Origin of the sequence: Flavobacterium sp. 83 (genome assembly GCF_000744835.1) — a bacterium.
Taxonomy (GTDB): Bacteria; Bacteroidota; Bacteroidia; order Flavobacteriales; family Flavobacteriaceae; genus Flavobacterium.
On record NZ_JQMS01000001.1, the window covers coordinates 1,650,518 to 1,665,204 of the forward strand.

The window sequence follows — 14,687 nt, forward strand, 5'->3', positions numbered from 1 at the left end:
TAAAAAATTGAAAATGCGAAAATAGCTCAGTTGGTAGAGCGCGACCTTGCCAAGGTCGAGGTCGCGGGTTCGAGCCCCGTTTTTCGCTCCAACACCACATAATGCTCGGATGGTGAAATTGGTAGACACGCTGGACTTAAAATCCAGTGAACAGCAATGTTCGTGCGGGTTCAAGTCCCGCTCTGAGTACTAAAAAGCTTCAAACTATGTTTGGAGCTTTTTTATTTTATAAGAATTTGTAACTGCTAAGAAATAAATTTTATAAAAGTGAATTCTAAGCTCCGTGTTTAGAATATGAAGTCTGCAATTTAAAATCTACAATTTCATGGGAGCTTTTGTTATTAGTAAAAGATTTAATGATGAGTATAAATTTGTTTTCACTTCTAGGAAGGGGAAAATTATTTTTACAAGCTTAAGTTATGAACTCAATTTTGAGTGTCAGGAAGATATTGAAAAGTTAAAGGAAGATATTGTATCGGCTGACTTTTTAAAGTTTAAGACATCTGGTGGGAAGTTTTTTTTTAAACTAATGTTTCGAGGGAGTCATTTTGCAACAAGCAGAAAATATACTACAGCATTAATGCTGGAGAAGGGGGTAAAAGAAATTGTTTTATATGCTTCAAAAGCAGAAATATTGGATTTTTCAGTTGATCAATTCGTTTTCGATGATTGGTAGTTTATTGTGAATAGTGTTTAAAAAAGAGAGAGCCGTGTTAATAAACACGGCTCTCTCTTTTTGTATTATATCAGTTTTTTAAACAAGTGATATAAGTAACTAAAAAAGCCATCTCGCTTAGCGGATGGCTTTAAAATTTTTAGAATTTAAATTCTAATTATTTTTTTGCAGCTTCAGTAGCAGTTGCAGCAGCTTCAGTAGCAACAGCAGCAGCAGAATCAACAACAACAGCAGCAGAATCAACTACAGCAGCAGCAGAATCAACAACAACAGCAGCAGAATCAACTACAGCAGCAGCGTCTTCAGCAGGAGCTTCAGCTTTTTTACATGATACAACAGTTAAAACAGCAACAACAGCTAAACTTAAAAATACTTTTTTCATCTTACTTTATTATAAAAGGTTAATTATTAATTCGTGGCAAAGATATAAATTTTTTAATATGTAAAATATTTTTTTATTTTTTTTTTAAAAAATAATATTTTTTGACAACACTCTCATTCGTACCAATTATTGTGCCAGAACGACAATTTTATGAATTATTTTCGTTCTTATTTGATAAATGCGACTCTTGCAAAATTTTGCTTAACGCATTTTGCTTAATTTATTATTCTTTGCTTATTCTAAATTAAGAATAAATCTCACGATTAAATGAAGACTCTTTTGTTTAATTCTAAAATATTAATGTATTTCAAAATTTGAAATAGTATTCATAATTACATTTGTGGCGCCTTCATTCATTTGTACAAAAGTGTCGCAAATATGGCCTCTTTCCTGTCGTTCTACCTCGTTTTGAATTAAGTTTGTAAAAGCAGCATTGAGTTCTTTTTTATTGGAAACGGAAACGCATCCTTCTAAATTTACTAATGCAGTTGCTTCAGCAAAATGAGAGTAGTTTGGTCCTATTATTATTGGGATGCCAAAAGTGGCTGGTTCTAGAATATTATGTACACCGGGATTGCCAAACCCTCCGCCCACATATGCAATATCTGCATAGCTGTATATTTTGGTCAGAATACCAATAGTATTGATGATTAAAACATCATAGTCCGCTAAATTCTCGTTTCCTTTTTCAGAAAAAAGTATAGTTTTTTTAGTAATGCTATTTTTTAGTTGTTGAATTTGTTCGTTTTTTATATTGTGTGGTGCAATTATAAATTTGACATTGTAATTATTTGAATTTATAAAGTCAACTAATAAATTTTCATCTTTCGGCCAAGAACTGCCAATCACAATAGTAAGTGTGTTGTTTTTAAAAGCAGCAATAAAATCCAAAGTATTGTCTTTTTCTAAAATAGCGACAACCCTGTCAAAACGTGTGTCGCCAGAAACAGCTACATTTGTTTTGCCTAATTGTAACAATAGCTTTTTGGAGTTTTCATTTTGTACGAAAAAGTAAGTGAATGTATCTAGCGCTTTTCTATAAAAACCTCCATACCATTTAAAAAACATTTGTTTTTCTCTTAGTATTCCCGAAATTAAATAAGTAGGTGTGTTTTGTTTTTTAAGTTCGCTTAAGTAATTCAGCCAATATTCATATTTAATAAAAAATACTAAATCAGGATGGACAAGTTTTAAAAACTCCTGTGCATTTTTTTTAGTGTCCAATGGCAAATAAACCGTGACATCCGCAACAATATTGTTTTTGCGTACTTCATAACCCGAAGGTGAAAAAAAAGTGACAACGATTTTATGTTGGGGAAATTTTTCTTTGATTTTTTCAATCACAGGTAAACCTTGTTCATATTCACCTAATGAGGCAGCATGAAACCAAATCGTTTTGTCAGAAGGTTTTATTTTTTGTTCCAATATGGGGAAAACGACTTTACGACCCTCCACAAAAAGTTTAATTTTTGGGATAAAAAGGGCCACGATTTTTAATATAAAACCAGCAATTCGAACAATAAAATTATAAATAAAAAGCATCAATGAAATTTTGGGGCTAAAATACGGTTTCTTTATATTAATTTCTTCCGAAAGAAATATTTAAATTTTGCTTGTGATTTCTGTGGTTATCTCGATGCTATTTTTTAATGAGGGTTTCATTGCTTTAAACTCATTAAATAACTATTTTTGTTGTTCGGTTTAAGAAAGTGTCTGTGTTTTTTAGAAACCCTAAACTTTTGAACTTTAAATATAAATTTCAATGAAAAAAATCCAAATGGTTGACCTTAAAAGTCAATATGATAAAATTGCAGCCGTCGTAAATACCTCTATTCAGGAAGTTTTAGACACAAATACTTATATCAACGGACCTCAAGTTCATCAATTTCAAAAGTCTTTAGAAGAATATCTTGATGTAAAGCATGTAATTCCATGTGCAAATGGAACTGATGCCTTGCAAATTGCCATGATGGGATTGGGTTTAAAACCGGGTGATGAGGTTATTACTGCCGATTTTACTTTTGCAGCGACAGTGGAAGTGATTGCTTTACTGCAATTAACACCCGTTTTAGTTGATGTGGATATGTATAATATGAATATTTCTATCGAAGGAATTAAAAAAGCGATTACGCCAAAAACAAAAGCGATTGTACCGGTACATTTATTTGGCCGTGCTGCTAATATGGAAGCAATTATGGCTATTGCTAAGGAGTATAATTTATATGTTATTGAAGATAATGCACAAGCTATTGGAGCCAATTGTAAATTTTCGGATGGAACAAAAAAGAAAGCCGGTACAATTGGACATGTAGGAGCAACTTCATTTTTTCCTTCTAAAAATCTGGGATGTTACGGAGACGGTGGAGCTATTTTTACCAATGATGATGCTTTAGCTCACAAACTTCGCGGAATTGTTAATCACGGAATGTACGAGCGCTATCATCATGATGTAGTAGGTGTAAATTCACGTTTAGATAGCATTCAGGCGGCAGTTTTAAATGCTAAATTGCCTTTATTAGATCAATATAGCAAAGCAAGACAAGATGCTGCCAGAAAATATTCTGCGGCTTTTGAAGGGCATAAGAATATTATTGCACCAAGCATTTGCGATATTTGTGATTGCCATGTTTTTCATCAGTATACATTACGAATTATTGATGCTGATAGAAATGGTTTAATGCAACATTTATTAGATAAAGGAATTCCTTGTGCTATTTATTACCCAATTCCGTTGCATTCGCAAAAAGCATATTTGGATTCGCGTTATAAAGAAGAAGATTTTCCGGTAACCAATCAGTTGGTGAAAGAGGTACTTTCTTTACCAATGCACACTGAATTGGATGATGAGCAAATAAAATTCATTACGGAAAGTGTTTTAGAGTTTTTAAAATAATAATACAGAGACGCAATTTATTGCGTCTTTTTTATGAATTGAGATGTGATAAAATCGCATTTATAACAATAGATAAGCTATGAAAATACTTGTAACAGGAGGTTTAGGTTTTATTGGTTCTCATACCGTTGTTGAATTGCAAAACGAAGGTTTTGAAGTAGTAATTGTAGATAATCTCTCTAATACATCATTGAGCGTATTAGACGGAATTCAGAATATCACGGGAAAAGTTCCTGCTTTTGAAAAGTTGGATTTGCGCGAAAAAGAAAAAGTGCAGAATTTTTTTAAAAGGCATCACGATATTTCAGGAGTAATACACTTTGCGGCTTCAAAAGCAGTTGGCGAAAGCGTTGAAGATCCATTATTATATTATGAAAATAATATCAATACTTTGGTTTATCTGCTACAGGAATTACAACAAAAAACAGAAGCTAGTTTTATTTTCAGTTCATCATGTACAGTATATGGTCAAGCCGAAAAAATGCCAATTACTGAGGATGCTTCTATTCAAACGGCTATGTCGCCTTATGGTAACACCAAACAAATAGGAGAGGAAATTATAACGGATACTGTCAAAGTAACCAATATTAATGCGATTCTGTTGCGCTATTTTAATCCCATTGGAGCGCATCCTTCGACTGAAATAGGAGAATTACCTATTGGAGTTCCACAAAATTTAGTACCATTTATCACTCAGACGGGTTTTGGATTGCGAACTGAATTATCAGTTTACGGTGATGATTATCCCACTCCTGATGGTACAGCAGTACGGGATTATATTCACGTAGTCGATTTGGCAAAAGCTCATGTTATTGCTTTACAACGCTTGTTAAATAAAAAAAACACAGCAAAAGTAGAAACTTTCAATCTTGGAACTGGAACTGGAAGCTCCGTTTTAGAAGTTATTCATACTTTCGAAAAAGTAAGCGGTAAAAAACTGCCTTATAAAATTGTAGGTCGTAGAGAGGGAGATATTACTTCGGCTTACGCTAATACTGATAAAGCGAATACAATTCTGGGATGGAAAGCGCAATCCACGCTTGAAGAAGCGATGGCTAGTGCCTGGAAATGGGAGCAGAAAATTAGAAAATAAAAAAAAGCCGTCTCAAATTATGTTTTGAGATGGCTTACTTCTTTTTTTGGATTATTTTTTTCCTGCTTCTTTTAGTTTTTCAGCGGCTTCATCCATTTTTTTAGCTCCTTTTTCAAGAACTTCTCCTGCTTTAACTTTTGTAGAATCTGCTGCAGCATTAACTTTTACTGCTGCTGTATCTATAGCTTCATCCATTTCATTCCCTACTGCTTCTGTTGCTTCGTGTACTTCGTCTTTTGTTTCTTTTTTACAAGAAGTCATTAAAGTTGCAACAAATGCTAATCCTAAAAGTGCCTTTTTCATTTTTTTCATTTTAAAAAAATTAATAATTGATTGAACTCATCCTATAAAGATAAAAAAAATCCTCACAAAATTTAATTTATGAGGATAGTATTATAAATTTAGTAAACTAATTAGGCATTAGCTGTAACAGCTTCTTTGTCAATTTTTCCAATTAATCCTGCTAATACTTTTCCTGGACCTACTTCGGTAAACAAAGTAGCACCGTCTTTTATCATTTGTTGTACAGATTGTGTCCATTTTACAGGAGCAGTCAATTGTATGATTAAGTTTTTCTTGATTTCGTCAGCATCAGAAACAGCACTTGCGGTTACATTTTGGTACACTGGGCAAATAGGAGCTGAAAACGTAGTTGCTTCAATAGCAGCTGCCAATTCTTCTCTTGCCGGTTCCATCATTGGAGAGTGAAAAGCACCGCCAACGGGTAGCAATAAAGCACGTTTTGCACCTGCGGCTTTCATTGCTTCACAAGCTTTTTCTACTGCCGATGTTTCTCCTGAAATTACTAATTGTCCTGGGCAGTTATAATTTGCGGCTACTACGATTCCATCAATAGAAGCGCAAACATCTTCCACAATATTGTCAGCTAATCCTAAAACCGCTGCCATCGTTGAAGGTTTTATTTCGCAGGCTTTTTGCATCGCCAAAGCACGTTGTGAAACTAATTTTAATCCATCTTCAAAAGACAAAGCGCCATTGGCCACTAATGCTGAAAATTCACCTAATGAATGTCCAGCAACCATTTCTGGTTTGAAATCTTGACCAAGCGTTTTTGCTAAAATCACTGAATGCAAGAAAACTGCCGGTTGTGTAACTTTGGTTTCTTTCAACTCTTCAGCGGTTCCTTCAAACATGATGTCTGTAATGCGGAAGCCTAAAATGTCATTAGCTTTTTCGAATAATTCCTTTGCTAATGAGGAGTTTTCATATAAGTCTTTGCCCATTCCTGTAAATTGCGCACCCTGACCTGGAAATACGTATGCTTTCATTTTTTTAATTTAAAGATTGAAAAATGTAAAGATTGAAAAATTAGTTTCAATCGAATTGCAAAAATACTACTTTTTTGGGATTTATTGGAATGACTTTTAGGAGCAGCTCTTTTTCTGTTTTTTAATCACGAACTGTCCCGCTTTCGCCTTTATCTCTTCGCTATGCTACGAGGATACCGGCTTTATCGGGGCTATTTTAGCACTTTTACGGTTCTAATCAAGTTCGCATTTGTAATTGTTAAACGAGGAACAGTTTTTCTATAAAGAATAATTTTTAAACATATAAATCCATAATAATCTGGAAAGGCGAATGTTGAAAGAAGCCATGAAAACAATGACAACGGCAATAATAGGAATGATTCTTAAATCAAAAGTTTCGGTGAAGAAAAATTGGGCAATAACATAGGTTGCAATTGCCTGAGCTACTGTCAAACCGTAGTTTACGTACATGGCTCCAAAGAAATAGCCAGGTTCTTTTTCGAATTTATAGTGACAATGGGAGCAATATTCGTTCATTTTGGGAAATCCAAAATTGAAAAATATACTTTTTTCATTGAAAACTTTGCCTTTTTCACAATGAGGGCAATCATTATTGAGGATATGAACAATAGCGTTTGACATGGTCAATTATTTTTATCAAAGGTATTTCTTATTCATGTGGTATATGTTTTTTATATTCGCTTATTATAGCACAATAAAGACATTTTTTGATTATGAAAAAATACCCTATATATAACATTCAGCGGTTTAACTGTACTTCCGTGAATAGTGATTTGTATATTAATACATTCAAAAATCATTTAGTCGACCATAGTTTTGTTGAAGAGCCACACCGGCATAATTCGTATGTTCTGGTTTTTTTTACCAAAGGTTCGGGAATGCATGAAATTGATTTTGATGTTTTTGCCATTCAACCTGGAAGTATGTTTTTCCTGCAACCCGGACAAATACACCATTGGGATTTATCTGATGATGTAGAAGGCTTCGTAATTTTTTATTCGCAGGAAATATATAATCTTTATTTTGGGCAAAAAACCATTGGGGATTATCCGTTTTATTCTTCGGTAGACAATAAGCCTGAAATAGTTTTTGATGTATTCGAGTCGAAAGCGATTTTTCCTTATTTTGAAACTCTAATTATAGAAACTCAGGCAAATCAATTGTTGAAGCAAGATAAAATCATGAATCTGTTAGACATTATTCACATTGAAATTGCCAGAAAATATAATGAAACACATCTCCACGAAGTCCATTCGTATAATGTGAAAATCAAAACATTTGAATTGGTTTTAGAAAATAATTTTAAAAAGGAAAAAGCGCCTTCTTTTTATGCAGCTCAACTCAATATTACGCTAAAACACTTGAACCGAATTTGCAATGAAATACTGCAAAAAACCACCACTGAGGTAATTATAGGCAGAATCATACTCGAAGCCAAACGCATGTTGATGGATAGAAAGTTTACTGTCAATGAAATTGCAACGGAATTGGGTTATGAAGATTATTCGTATTTTACAAGATTGTTTAAGAAACATAATGGAATGACTCCGACGGCATTCCGCATTTTTAAAAAGTAATGGGGAATCAATGCCGTTTCCTTAAGACGTTTGTCAAGTCGAGCGCAGTCGAGATTAACCGTTGAGTCTCGACTGCGCTCGACTTGACAACACCATCGATATTAAATTACGAATGTACGATAACCAAACTTGCTGCATTTTTTGCTTTTTCTACTACTTCTTCAATTGGTGTTTCTAAAGTATCATTGACAAGTGCAACGCCCATTCTTCTGTACGGACGAGAAGTTGGTTTTCCAAAAATCCTGAAATCAGTTTTTGGTAAAGCAGCAATTTTTTCTATACCAGAGTACGTTGGATTATTTGAATTTTCAGAAGCTAAAATTACAGCGCTCGCTCCGGCTTTTTCTAATGTAATTTCGAAAATAGGCAAACTCAAAATAGCACGTAAATGCAATTCGAATTCGTTGAAGTTTTGTGTTCCTGCCAGTGTTACCATTCCAGTATCGTGAGGACGGGGCGATAATTCCGAGAAATAAACCCCATCATCAGCCAGGAAAAATTCGACTCCAAAAAGTCCTGCACCGCCTAAAGCTTCGGTTACTTTTTCGGCCATGTCTTGCGCTTCGTATAAATCCTTGTCGGAAATTCTGGCGGGTTGCCAGCTTTCCTGATAATCGCCGCGTTCTTGTCTATGACCTATTGGGGCACAAAACAAAGTGGGATTGTTGTTTTGAACCACAGTCAATAAAGTAATCTCCGAATTAAATTTGACAAATGCTTCTACAATTACTTCTACCACATCGCCACGGGAACCTTCCACAGCATAATTCCATGCTCTTTCAATATCGGCTTCGGTTTTTATGGTTGATTGTCCTTTTCCAGACGAAGACATTAAGGGTTTTACCACGCAGGGCATTCCTACTGCTTCAACTCCTTTTTGCAATTCCTCGGCAGTTGTTGCGTAACGGTAGTTTGCGGTTTTTAAACCTAATTCTTTAGAAGCTAAATCACGAATCGCTTTTCTATTCATGGTGAAGTTTGCCGCTTTCGCAGAAGGAACTACAGTGATTCCTTGCTTCTCGTAATCATAAAAACGCTCGGTGCGTATGGCTTCAATTTCTGGAACGATGAAATCTGGTTTGTGTTTGGCGACGATTTTATCTAACGCATCTCCGTCAAGCATATTGATGACTTCAAAATCATGGGCAACTTGCATAGCAGGCGCATTTTCGTAACTGTCAACCGCAATTACGGTTTGCCCGATGCGTTGTGCCGCGATTACAAATTCTTTTCCTAATTCACCAGAGCCGAGCAGTAGTATTTTCATTTTTTTTTGTGATCTTAATTGGAATGTAAAAATACTGAATTGCTTTTTTATGACTGCAAAAGTGCCAGTTATTTTGTGTTCAATAGCAGGTTTTAAAAATGAAGATTGCCATTCATTTTAAGCAAATAAAAAACCATTAAGAAATTAAGTTTCATTTCGCTTAATTTCTTAATGGTTGAAAAAATATATTAGTGTTTTAGTGAACGTGGTCTTCTTCGATTTCGAATTCAGCGTCTTTCTCCCAAATTTCCATTTCGCAAGGTTTACAATTGAATTTCAGTTTGTATTCCAGTTCTCCTTGTTTTAAGACTAATGGTTCTTTGAGTTTTTGATCCATGTTTTCACGATGGTATTTTGGGCATCTTTCTAATTCGTATTTAATGCAATATTTGGTGGTCATCACGCGTGATTTTCCAGGGTCCCATTGCAATTCGAATGCTTTTTCAATTTCGGTAACGCCGTGACGTTCGTAGAATTTTCGCGCCAGTTTATTGGATACATTGTACATGAAATCCAGTTTGGTTTCCGGATATGGATGCGATGTTTTAACTATTTGGTGTTCTTCGCATTTGTAATTGGCGAGACGAATTTCCGATAATTGTTCGTAAACCGTTCTTCGCATTTCGTTGATTTTAGAAATAGGAAGAAACCAGTTTTGCGAAAATAGTATGTTTATTTCATCGGCGGTGTAGGGTGTGAAACCTGTTTTGGCCAATTGTATTTTGATGTTTTCAGCAATAGATTCGTTGTTTTTTGTCTGCTCTTTGGCGTGAACCAAGTTTACGGTACTCACATAATCATCTTCATCGGTAGCAATCAATTCGAAACCATTTTCGTTTTCGGTCAGCAATAAAGTAGTGCTAATTTTTCGAATGGCACTGTCCTCGCGCTCCACTATTTTAATGAAAGCAGCATCATTATTGCGGTAAATGAAAGTTCCTGCTTTTAGTTCTTTGAGTACGTTTGGATATGCCAAGCCATTTTCGACTTTGTTGACATAAATTCCATCAGCTTCATTATTTTCGTTAATGTAACACAGTCCGTCGCCATTGTTTAACAATTCTCCGTTTTCGATTTCATAAGCGCCACCAATAGTTTTGATGAGTTTACCAATGTATTGCCCTTTGGATTTTGGACTTTCCCAAGAACCAATGGATTGGTGTCTTTCATTTACAAAATAATCAGTATAGCCGCGGTTGAAACTTTTGTTCAATGCCGCATCAAATGTAAAGGTGCATTTTCCTGAAGAAGCTTTGGCATAACTATCATTTTCTTCGAGGAAAGCATCCAGTTTTTGTCTCAGGTACGAAACATTATTTTTTACGTAGACAATATCTTTCAATCGGCCTTCGATTTTAAAAGAGCAAACTCCGGCTTCAATAAGATTGGGAATCTGGTCAGACACGTCAAAATCTTTTATAGAAAGTAAGTGGCTGTTTTTGATTAAAGTCTCACCGTGACCGTCGATTAAGTTGTACGGCAAGCGACAGTTTTGTGCACAAGAACCGCGGTTGGCGCTACGTTCTCCATTGGCAACGCTCATGTAGCAGTTTCCGCTGAAAGAAACGCACAAGGCACCAGTCACAAAAAACTCCAACTCTACATCCGAAGCGGAACTTATTTCTTTGATTTGGTGCAGATTCAATTCGCGGGCCAAAACCACACGTTTCATTCCTGCATCTTTCAAAAATTTAATTTTGTCAGCATCGCGGTTGTTCGCTTGAGTACTGGCGTGTAAAACGATTGGTGGCAAGTCCATTTCCATGATTGCCATGTCTTGAACAATTAGCGCATCAACCTTAATGTCGTACAATTTCCAAATCATCTGACGGCAGGTTTCGAGTTCGTTATCGTACAAAATGGTGTTGATAACCACAAAAACCTGGGCATGGAATAAATGTGCGTATTTTACTAATGCGGCTACGTCTTCGATAGAATTTGTAGCGTTAGAACGGGCTCCAAATTGTGGTGCTCCAATATAAACGGCATCGGCACCGCTATTGATGGCTGCCATTCCATGAATTAAATCTTTAGCAGGAGCAAGTATCTCTATTTTTTTCTTCATCGAGTTGATGATAAATTATTAATTTCTAAAACTTTAGGATTTTGGGCTTTCGCCTAAAAAAGTCCACAAAGTTCCTATAAATTATCCAAGATTTCTAATTCAGCACTCGATTTTTTTAGAAATAATTCCATTGCACGGTTTGTCACTGATTTAGTTACAAACTTTCCCCAAAAGTAAGTAAGTTGTTGTCTGGATCGAGGATAGAAAATTCTTTTTGTCCCCAAGGTTTAATTTCCAAAGGGCCGTTGGGATGAATGGCAACGCCGTTGTTCAAGAAGTTGCTATAAACGCTTTCAATACCCTGCACCCGAATGTAAATTTGGCCATAATTTTCAGTAGGATCAAGGGTAGCAAACTCAAAAAAATGAATTTCAATGCTGTCTTTTTGCACCATCAAATACCCGTCAAAGTCGGCATTTCCCCATTCCTGAAAACCCAATTGGTTCACATAGAAATCCCGTGTAATCGCTTTGTTGCGCATGGGTAATTTTGGGTTGATGGCGGTGAGCATGGTGGTTTGGGTTTGATTATTGATATTAATTTGGTTATTTTTCTGTTGCTGTTGTTTAAAGGTGCGGAAAGAGTTGCTATACTATCGGGATTTAGATTATGCAACAAGTAATTTTTTATTTTCAACAGAATCTTTTTCAGACCAAAGAATGAAGTTAGCATTTTTAGATTTAAGGGCATCTAAAAATTCTGTTTTAACTTCTTTATCAATATCATTGATTATAGCAATAGCAGTTACATTTTTTTTTGTGATTTTTTCTCGAACAGGTTTAATATCATCCCAAGAGAATAAAAATGTAGGCAAGTTGGATTTGTTAATAGTATTGAAAGATTTAATTACTATTTCTTTCTCTCTTTGAGCAATTTGAAAATCAAAATTAAATTCTAACCCAGTCGAACCTTTCGAAATAAAATCAGGTGTAAATATAATATTCTGGGAATCTAAATAATTTCGAACATCTTCTTTAAATATTGATGCAACATTATGGTTTGATAAAACATATAAGTCATTTATCTCAATTATTGCTGAAAGAAAATTATGTTTCGATTGTGAAAATTTATCAATATTAGTTTCAATTACCAATTCGTCATTATCAATTTTTACACCGTAATTAATTAATATTGAATCTAATAATGATTTTCTTCTTTTTGATCCTTGGATTTGTAATCCTTGAATTTCTAAATTAGATATTGTTTCTCCATTATCACTCAATTTTAATTGAGAACCATTTTTTTGAGCATAAATTTCAATTGTATCGTTAAATGCACCAATAAAAGGTGTATTTATTAAAAACCAATCCGTAGTAAGGTCTTTTTGGATAAAAGTTTTTTCTCTTAACCAATTATAATAATTGTCGACAGATGTGTTTACCCAATTCAAAGTAGTGCGTGTTGTATATTTATTATGGATTTTAAATTTATCCTTCTAGCAAAGTTAAATATTAAATCCGACAAATCTGATGATTGATTAATTTCTTTAATTGGGAAATCAATTTCTGTCAATGGAATAGCCCAAGCTAGAGGTTTATAACCTTCGACGTAAATATGCATATGTGGTTCGCTCGGTAGAAACCATTTATCAGCATATGGTTTTAAAAATTCGGGTAATGTATCATTAATATTTTCAGGATTATGATGTCCTCCTTTAAAATCAATTCTAAGAAGACCAATATGTGAATTGCTCTCTAAATGATGAATTGAGGTTTTAAGGATTATTTTTTGATTTGTAGTTATTTCAATCCAAAAGGCGTAATCGGAATCTTGATTAGAAATTAATTCAATTCTATTCTTTTTGTTTTTTAAATCAATAGTTTGATAAGGGTTTACTAAAACTTTTTCTAGATTTAATAAATATTCAGCTTCTTGGTTTGTAAACATTTTTTAAAATATTTTTTAGAATGATTCATTTCTTGAGCTAATATATACAATTAATATTACAAATTTGTAAATTGTTGTTATTTTATCGATTGATTATAAATATTTTAGCAAATAATGAACATTCCGTACTACATTAGAATAAATAGGATTTTGGCAGGGTTTGCGTGAGGGATTGCAGCGGAAATCCTTTATCTTTTTTCTTTAAAAATATAAAGATTGCAGCAAAAAGCCCGACCCTTGTGGTCACGCCCAAATACAACAAAACCCCAAGAATATCTTGAGGTTTTTATGGTATTTTAAGTTGGATTTTTGATTTTCCAGCATTCGACTTTATGAGTTTTGACTATAGTGCCAAAGCATCTTTGATTCTTTTTAATGCTTCTTTCAAGATCTCGTCGCTGGTTGCGTAAGAGAAACGGATACAGTCAGGATTTCCAAAAGCGTCACCTGTTACCGTTGCTACGTTAGCTTCGGCCAAAAGGTACATTGATAAATCCATTGCATTTTTGATTTCGGTTCCTTTCAATGTTTTTCCAAAGAAAGAAGAAACGTCTGGGAATACGTAAAAAGCACCTTCTGGAACGTTGATTTTTACTCCTGGAATTTCTTTCAATAATCCTACTACTAAATCTCTACGGCTATGGAAAGCATCAACCATGTGTTTTAATACACTTGGATCAGCATCTACTGCTGTAATGGTAGCGCGTTGTGCGATAGAATTTGCTCCTGAAGTTACCTGACCTTGAATTTTTGTACAGGCTTTAGCAATGAATTCTGGTGCGCCAATGTATCCAATTCTCCATCCTGTCATGGCAAAAGCTTTGGCAACTCCATTTACAGTAATTGTTCTTTCTAACATTCCTGGGATTGATGCAATACTGCAAAAAGTCCCTGAGAAATTGATGTGCTCGTAGATTTCGTCAGCAACAACGTAAACGTTTGGATATTTCTCCAATACTTTTGCTAATGCCGTTAATTCTTCTCTGTTGTACACCGATCCACTTGGATTACAAGGAGAACTGAACCACATCATTTTTGTTTTTGGTGTGATGGCTGCTTCTAATTGTTCTGGTGTGATTTTGAAATCCGTATCTACAGATGTAGGAACTTCTACAGGAACTCCACCTGATAATTTTACGATTTCGAAATAAGAAACCCAGTAAGGAGCTGGTAAAATTACTTCATCACCATCGTTTAACATTACTTGTGCAATGTTGTATAAGGATTGTTTTGCTCCTGTTGAAACTACAATTTGAGATGGTTTGTAGTCTAAATTATTGTCTCTTTTGAATTTTCTGCAGATTGCTTCTTTTAATTCAGCATATCCTTCTACTGGAGAATAGGTGCTATAATTTTCATCAATTGCTTTTTTTGCTGCTTCTTTGATGAAGTCTGGCGTATTGAAATCAGGTTCGCCTAAACTTAAGCTGATGATATCTTTTCCTTGTGCTTTTAATTCTCTGGCCAAAGCAGCCATTGCTAGTGTTTGTGATGTAGCTAGATTGTTAATTCTGTCTGAAAGTGGATTATTCATTAAAAAAGTTTTGAAAGCCCCGTA

Annotated in this window: 15 protein-coding genes and 2 tRNA genes; 6 read left to right on the top strand and 11 right to left on the bottom strand. The window is 34.6% G+C overall.

Going from position 1 to position 14,687, the window contains the following annotated elements; translation table 11 throughout:
* Nucleotides 1-15: 15 nt before the first annotated feature.
* From T410_RS07240 to T410_RS07250, 3 genes are all read left to right on the top strand, one after another.
* A tRNA-Gly gene (locus tag T410_RS07240) sits at nt 16-91 on the top strand.
* Between the two features lie 12 nt (nt 92-103).
* A tRNA-Leu gene (locus T410_RS07245) sits at nt 104-189 on the top strand.
* A 136-nt stretch (nt 190-325) separates the two neighbouring features.
* The gene (locus T410_RS07250; protein ID WP_035669997.1) at nt 326-676 is read left to right on the top strand and encodes a hypothetical protein; all 351 of its coding nucleotides are present in this window, start codon (nt 326-328) and stop codon (nt 674-676) included.
* 157 nt (nt 677-833) lie between these two features.
* Here T410_RS07250 and T410_RS07255 read toward each other — a convergent pair whose 3' ends face one another.
* Both T410_RS07255 and T410_RS07260 read right to left on the bottom strand, forming a co-directional pair.
* Nucleotides 834-1,058, bottom strand: a complete 225-nt coding sequence (locus tag T410_RS07255; protein ID WP_035669999.1) for a hypothetical protein — start codon at nt 1,056-1,058, stop codon at nt 834-836.
* Nucleotides 1,059-1,355: 297 nt separating this feature from the next.
* The gene (locus T410_RS07260) at nt 1,356-2,600 is read right to left on the bottom strand and encodes a 3-deoxy-D-manno-octulosonic acid transferase (protein WP_035670001.1); all 1,245 of its coding nucleotides are present in this window, start codon (nt 2,598-2,600) and stop codon (nt 1,356-1,358) included.
* A gap of 220 nt (nt 2,601-2,820) precedes the next feature.
* Here T410_RS07260 and T410_RS07265 point away from each other — a divergent pair, with 220 nt between their 5' ends.
* Together T410_RS07265 and galE are read left to right on the top strand one after the other, a co-directional pair.
* Nucleotides 2,821-3,951: a DegT/DnrJ/EryC1/StrS aminotransferase family protein gene (locus tag T410_RS07265; protein WP_035670003.1), complete on the top strand. Its 1,131-nt coding sequence runs from the start codon at nt 2,821-2,823 to the stop codon at nt 3,949-3,951.
* 79 nt (nt 3,952-4,030) lie between these two features.
* Nucleotides 4,031-5,044 (top strand): UDP-glucose 4-epimerase GalE, encoded by a 1,014-nt coding sequence (galE, locus tag T410_RS07270; protein ID WP_035670005.1) that lies wholly within the window; start codon nt 4,031-4,033, stop codon nt 5,042-5,044.
* A 51-nt stretch (nt 5,045-5,095) separates the two neighbouring features.
* On the opposite strand, the gene T410_RS07275 is transcribed toward galE, so the two are convergent.
* The 3 genes from T410_RS07275 to T410_RS07285 form a co-directional block, all read right to left on the bottom strand.
* Complete coding sequence (locus tag T410_RS07275) at nt 5,096-5,347, bottom strand: hypothetical protein (protein ID WP_035674238.1); 252 nt, start codon at nt 5,345-5,347, stop codon at nt 5,096-5,098.
* Between the two features lie 110 nt (nt 5,348-5,457).
* Nucleotides 5,458-6,333: an ACP S-malonyltransferase gene (fabD, locus tag T410_RS07280; protein WP_035670007.1), complete on the bottom strand. Its 876-nt coding sequence runs from the start codon at nt 6,331-6,333 to the stop codon at nt 5,458-5,460.
* Between the two features lie 258 nt (nt 6,334-6,591).
* Nucleotides 6,592-6,954, bottom strand: a complete 363-nt coding sequence (locus tag T410_RS07285) for a DUF983 domain-containing protein (protein WP_035670009.1) — start codon at nt 6,952-6,954, stop codon at nt 6,592-6,594.
* A 92-nt stretch (nt 6,955-7,046) separates the two neighbouring features.
* Between T410_RS07285 and T410_RS07290 the strand changes: the two genes are divergently transcribed.
* On the top strand, nt 7,047-7,910 hold the full coding sequence (locus T410_RS07290; RefSeq protein ID WP_035670012.1) for an AraC family transcriptional regulator: 864 nt from the start codon (nt 7,047-7,049) through the stop codon (nt 7,908-7,910).
* A 106-nt stretch (nt 7,911-8,016) separates the two neighbouring features.
* Here T410_RS07290 and purT read toward each other — a convergent pair whose 3' ends face one another.
* From purT to T410_RS07320, 6 genes are all read right to left on the bottom strand, one after another.
* Nucleotides 8,017-9,177: a formate-dependent phosphoribosylglycinamide formyltransferase gene (purT, locus tag T410_RS07295; protein WP_035670014.1), complete on the bottom strand. Its 1,161-nt coding sequence runs from the start codon at nt 9,175-9,177 to the stop codon at nt 8,017-8,019.
* A gap of 196 nt (nt 9,178-9,373) precedes the next feature.
* Nucleotides 9,374-11,242, bottom strand: a complete 1,869-nt coding sequence (locus tag T410_RS07300) for a U32 family peptidase (protein WP_035670015.1) — start codon at nt 11,240-11,242, stop codon at nt 9,374-9,376.
* Nucleotides 11,243-11,396: 154 nt separating this feature from the next.
* Nucleotides 11,397-11,753, bottom strand: coding sequence for a VOC family protein (locus T410_RS07305; RefSeq protein WP_035670017.1), 357 nt, complete (start codon nt 11,751-11,753; stop codon nt 11,397-11,399).
* Nucleotides 11,754-11,849: 96 nt separating this feature from the next.
* The gene (locus tag T410_RS07310; RefSeq protein ID WP_035670019.1) at nt 11,850-12,632 is read right to left on the bottom strand and encodes a DUF1828 domain-containing protein; all 783 of its coding nucleotides are present in this window, start codon (nt 12,630-12,632) and stop codon (nt 11,850-11,852) included.
* Nucleotides 12,629-13,129, bottom strand: coding sequence for a hypothetical protein (locus T410_RS07315; protein WP_035670022.1), 501 nt, complete (start codon nt 13,127-13,129; stop codon nt 12,629-12,631). The genes T410_RS07310 and T410_RS07315 overlap by 4 nt, the downstream gene beginning before the upstream one ends.
* A gap of 343 nt (nt 13,130-13,472) precedes the next feature.
* Nucleotides 13,473-14,663 carry a pyridoxal phosphate-dependent aminotransferase gene (locus T410_RS07320; RefSeq protein ID WP_035670024.1) on the bottom strand — a complete coding sequence of 397 codons (1,191 nt, stop codon included), beginning with the start codon at nt 14,661-14,663 and terminating at the stop codon, nt 13,473-13,475.
* Nucleotides 14,664-14,687 lie beyond the last annotated feature (24 nt).

Excerpts from the sequence above, each read along its gene's own strand:
- T410_RS07275 (WP_035674238.1), bottom strand. The coding sequence starts at position 5,347 with ATGAAAAAGGCACTTTTAGGATTAGCATTTGTTGCAACTTTAATGACT.
- purT (WP_035670014.1), bottom strand. The coding sequence starts at position 9,177 with ATGAAAATACTACTGCTCGGCTCTGGTGAATTAGGAAAAGAATTTGTA.
- T410_RS07315 (WP_035670022.1), bottom strand. The coding sequence starts at position 13,129 with ATGTTTACAAACCAAGAAGCTGAATATTTATTAAATCTAGAAAAAGTT.
- T410_RS07265 (WP_035670003.1), top strand. The coding sequence starts at position 2,821 with ATGAAAAAAATCCAAATGGTTGACCTTAAAAGTCAATATGATAAAATT.
- T410_RS07260 (WP_035670001.1), bottom strand. The coding sequence starts at position 2,600 with ATGCTTTTTATTTATAATTTTATTGTTCGAATTGCTGGTTTTATATTA.
- galE (WP_035670005.1), top strand. The coding sequence starts at position 4,031 with ATGAAAATACTTGTAACAGGAGGTTTAGGTTTTATTGGTTCTCATACC.
- fabD (WP_035670007.1), bottom strand. The coding sequence starts at position 6,333 with ATGAAAGCATACGTATTTCCAGGTCAGGGTGCGCAATTTACAGGAATG.
- T410_RS07320 (WP_035670024.1), bottom strand. The coding sequence starts at position 14,663 with ATGAATAATCCACTTTCAGACAGAATTAACAATCTAGCTACATCACAA.
- T410_RS07250 (WP_035669997.1), top strand. The coding sequence starts at position 326 with ATGGGAGCTTTTGTTATTAGTAAAAGATTTAATGATGAGTATAAATTT.
- T410_RS07300 (WP_035670015.1), bottom strand. The coding sequence starts at position 11,242 with ATGAAGAAAAAAATAGAGATACTTGCTCCTGCTAAAGATTTAATTCAT.
- T410_RS07290 (WP_035670012.1), top strand. The coding sequence starts at position 7,047 with ATGAAAAAATACCCTATATATAACATTCAGCGGTTTAACTGTACTTCC.
- T410_RS07255 (WP_035669999.1), bottom strand. The coding sequence starts at position 1,058 with ATGAAAAAAGTATTTTTAAGTTTAGCTGTTGTTGCTGTTTTAACTGTT.
- T410_RS07305 (WP_035670017.1), bottom strand. The coding sequence starts at position 11,753 with ATGCTCACCGCCATCAACCCAAAATTACCCATGCGCAACAAAGCGATT.
- T410_RS07285 (WP_035670009.1), bottom strand. The coding sequence starts at position 6,954 with ATGTCAAACGCTATTGTTCATATCCTCAATAATGATTGCCCTCATTGT.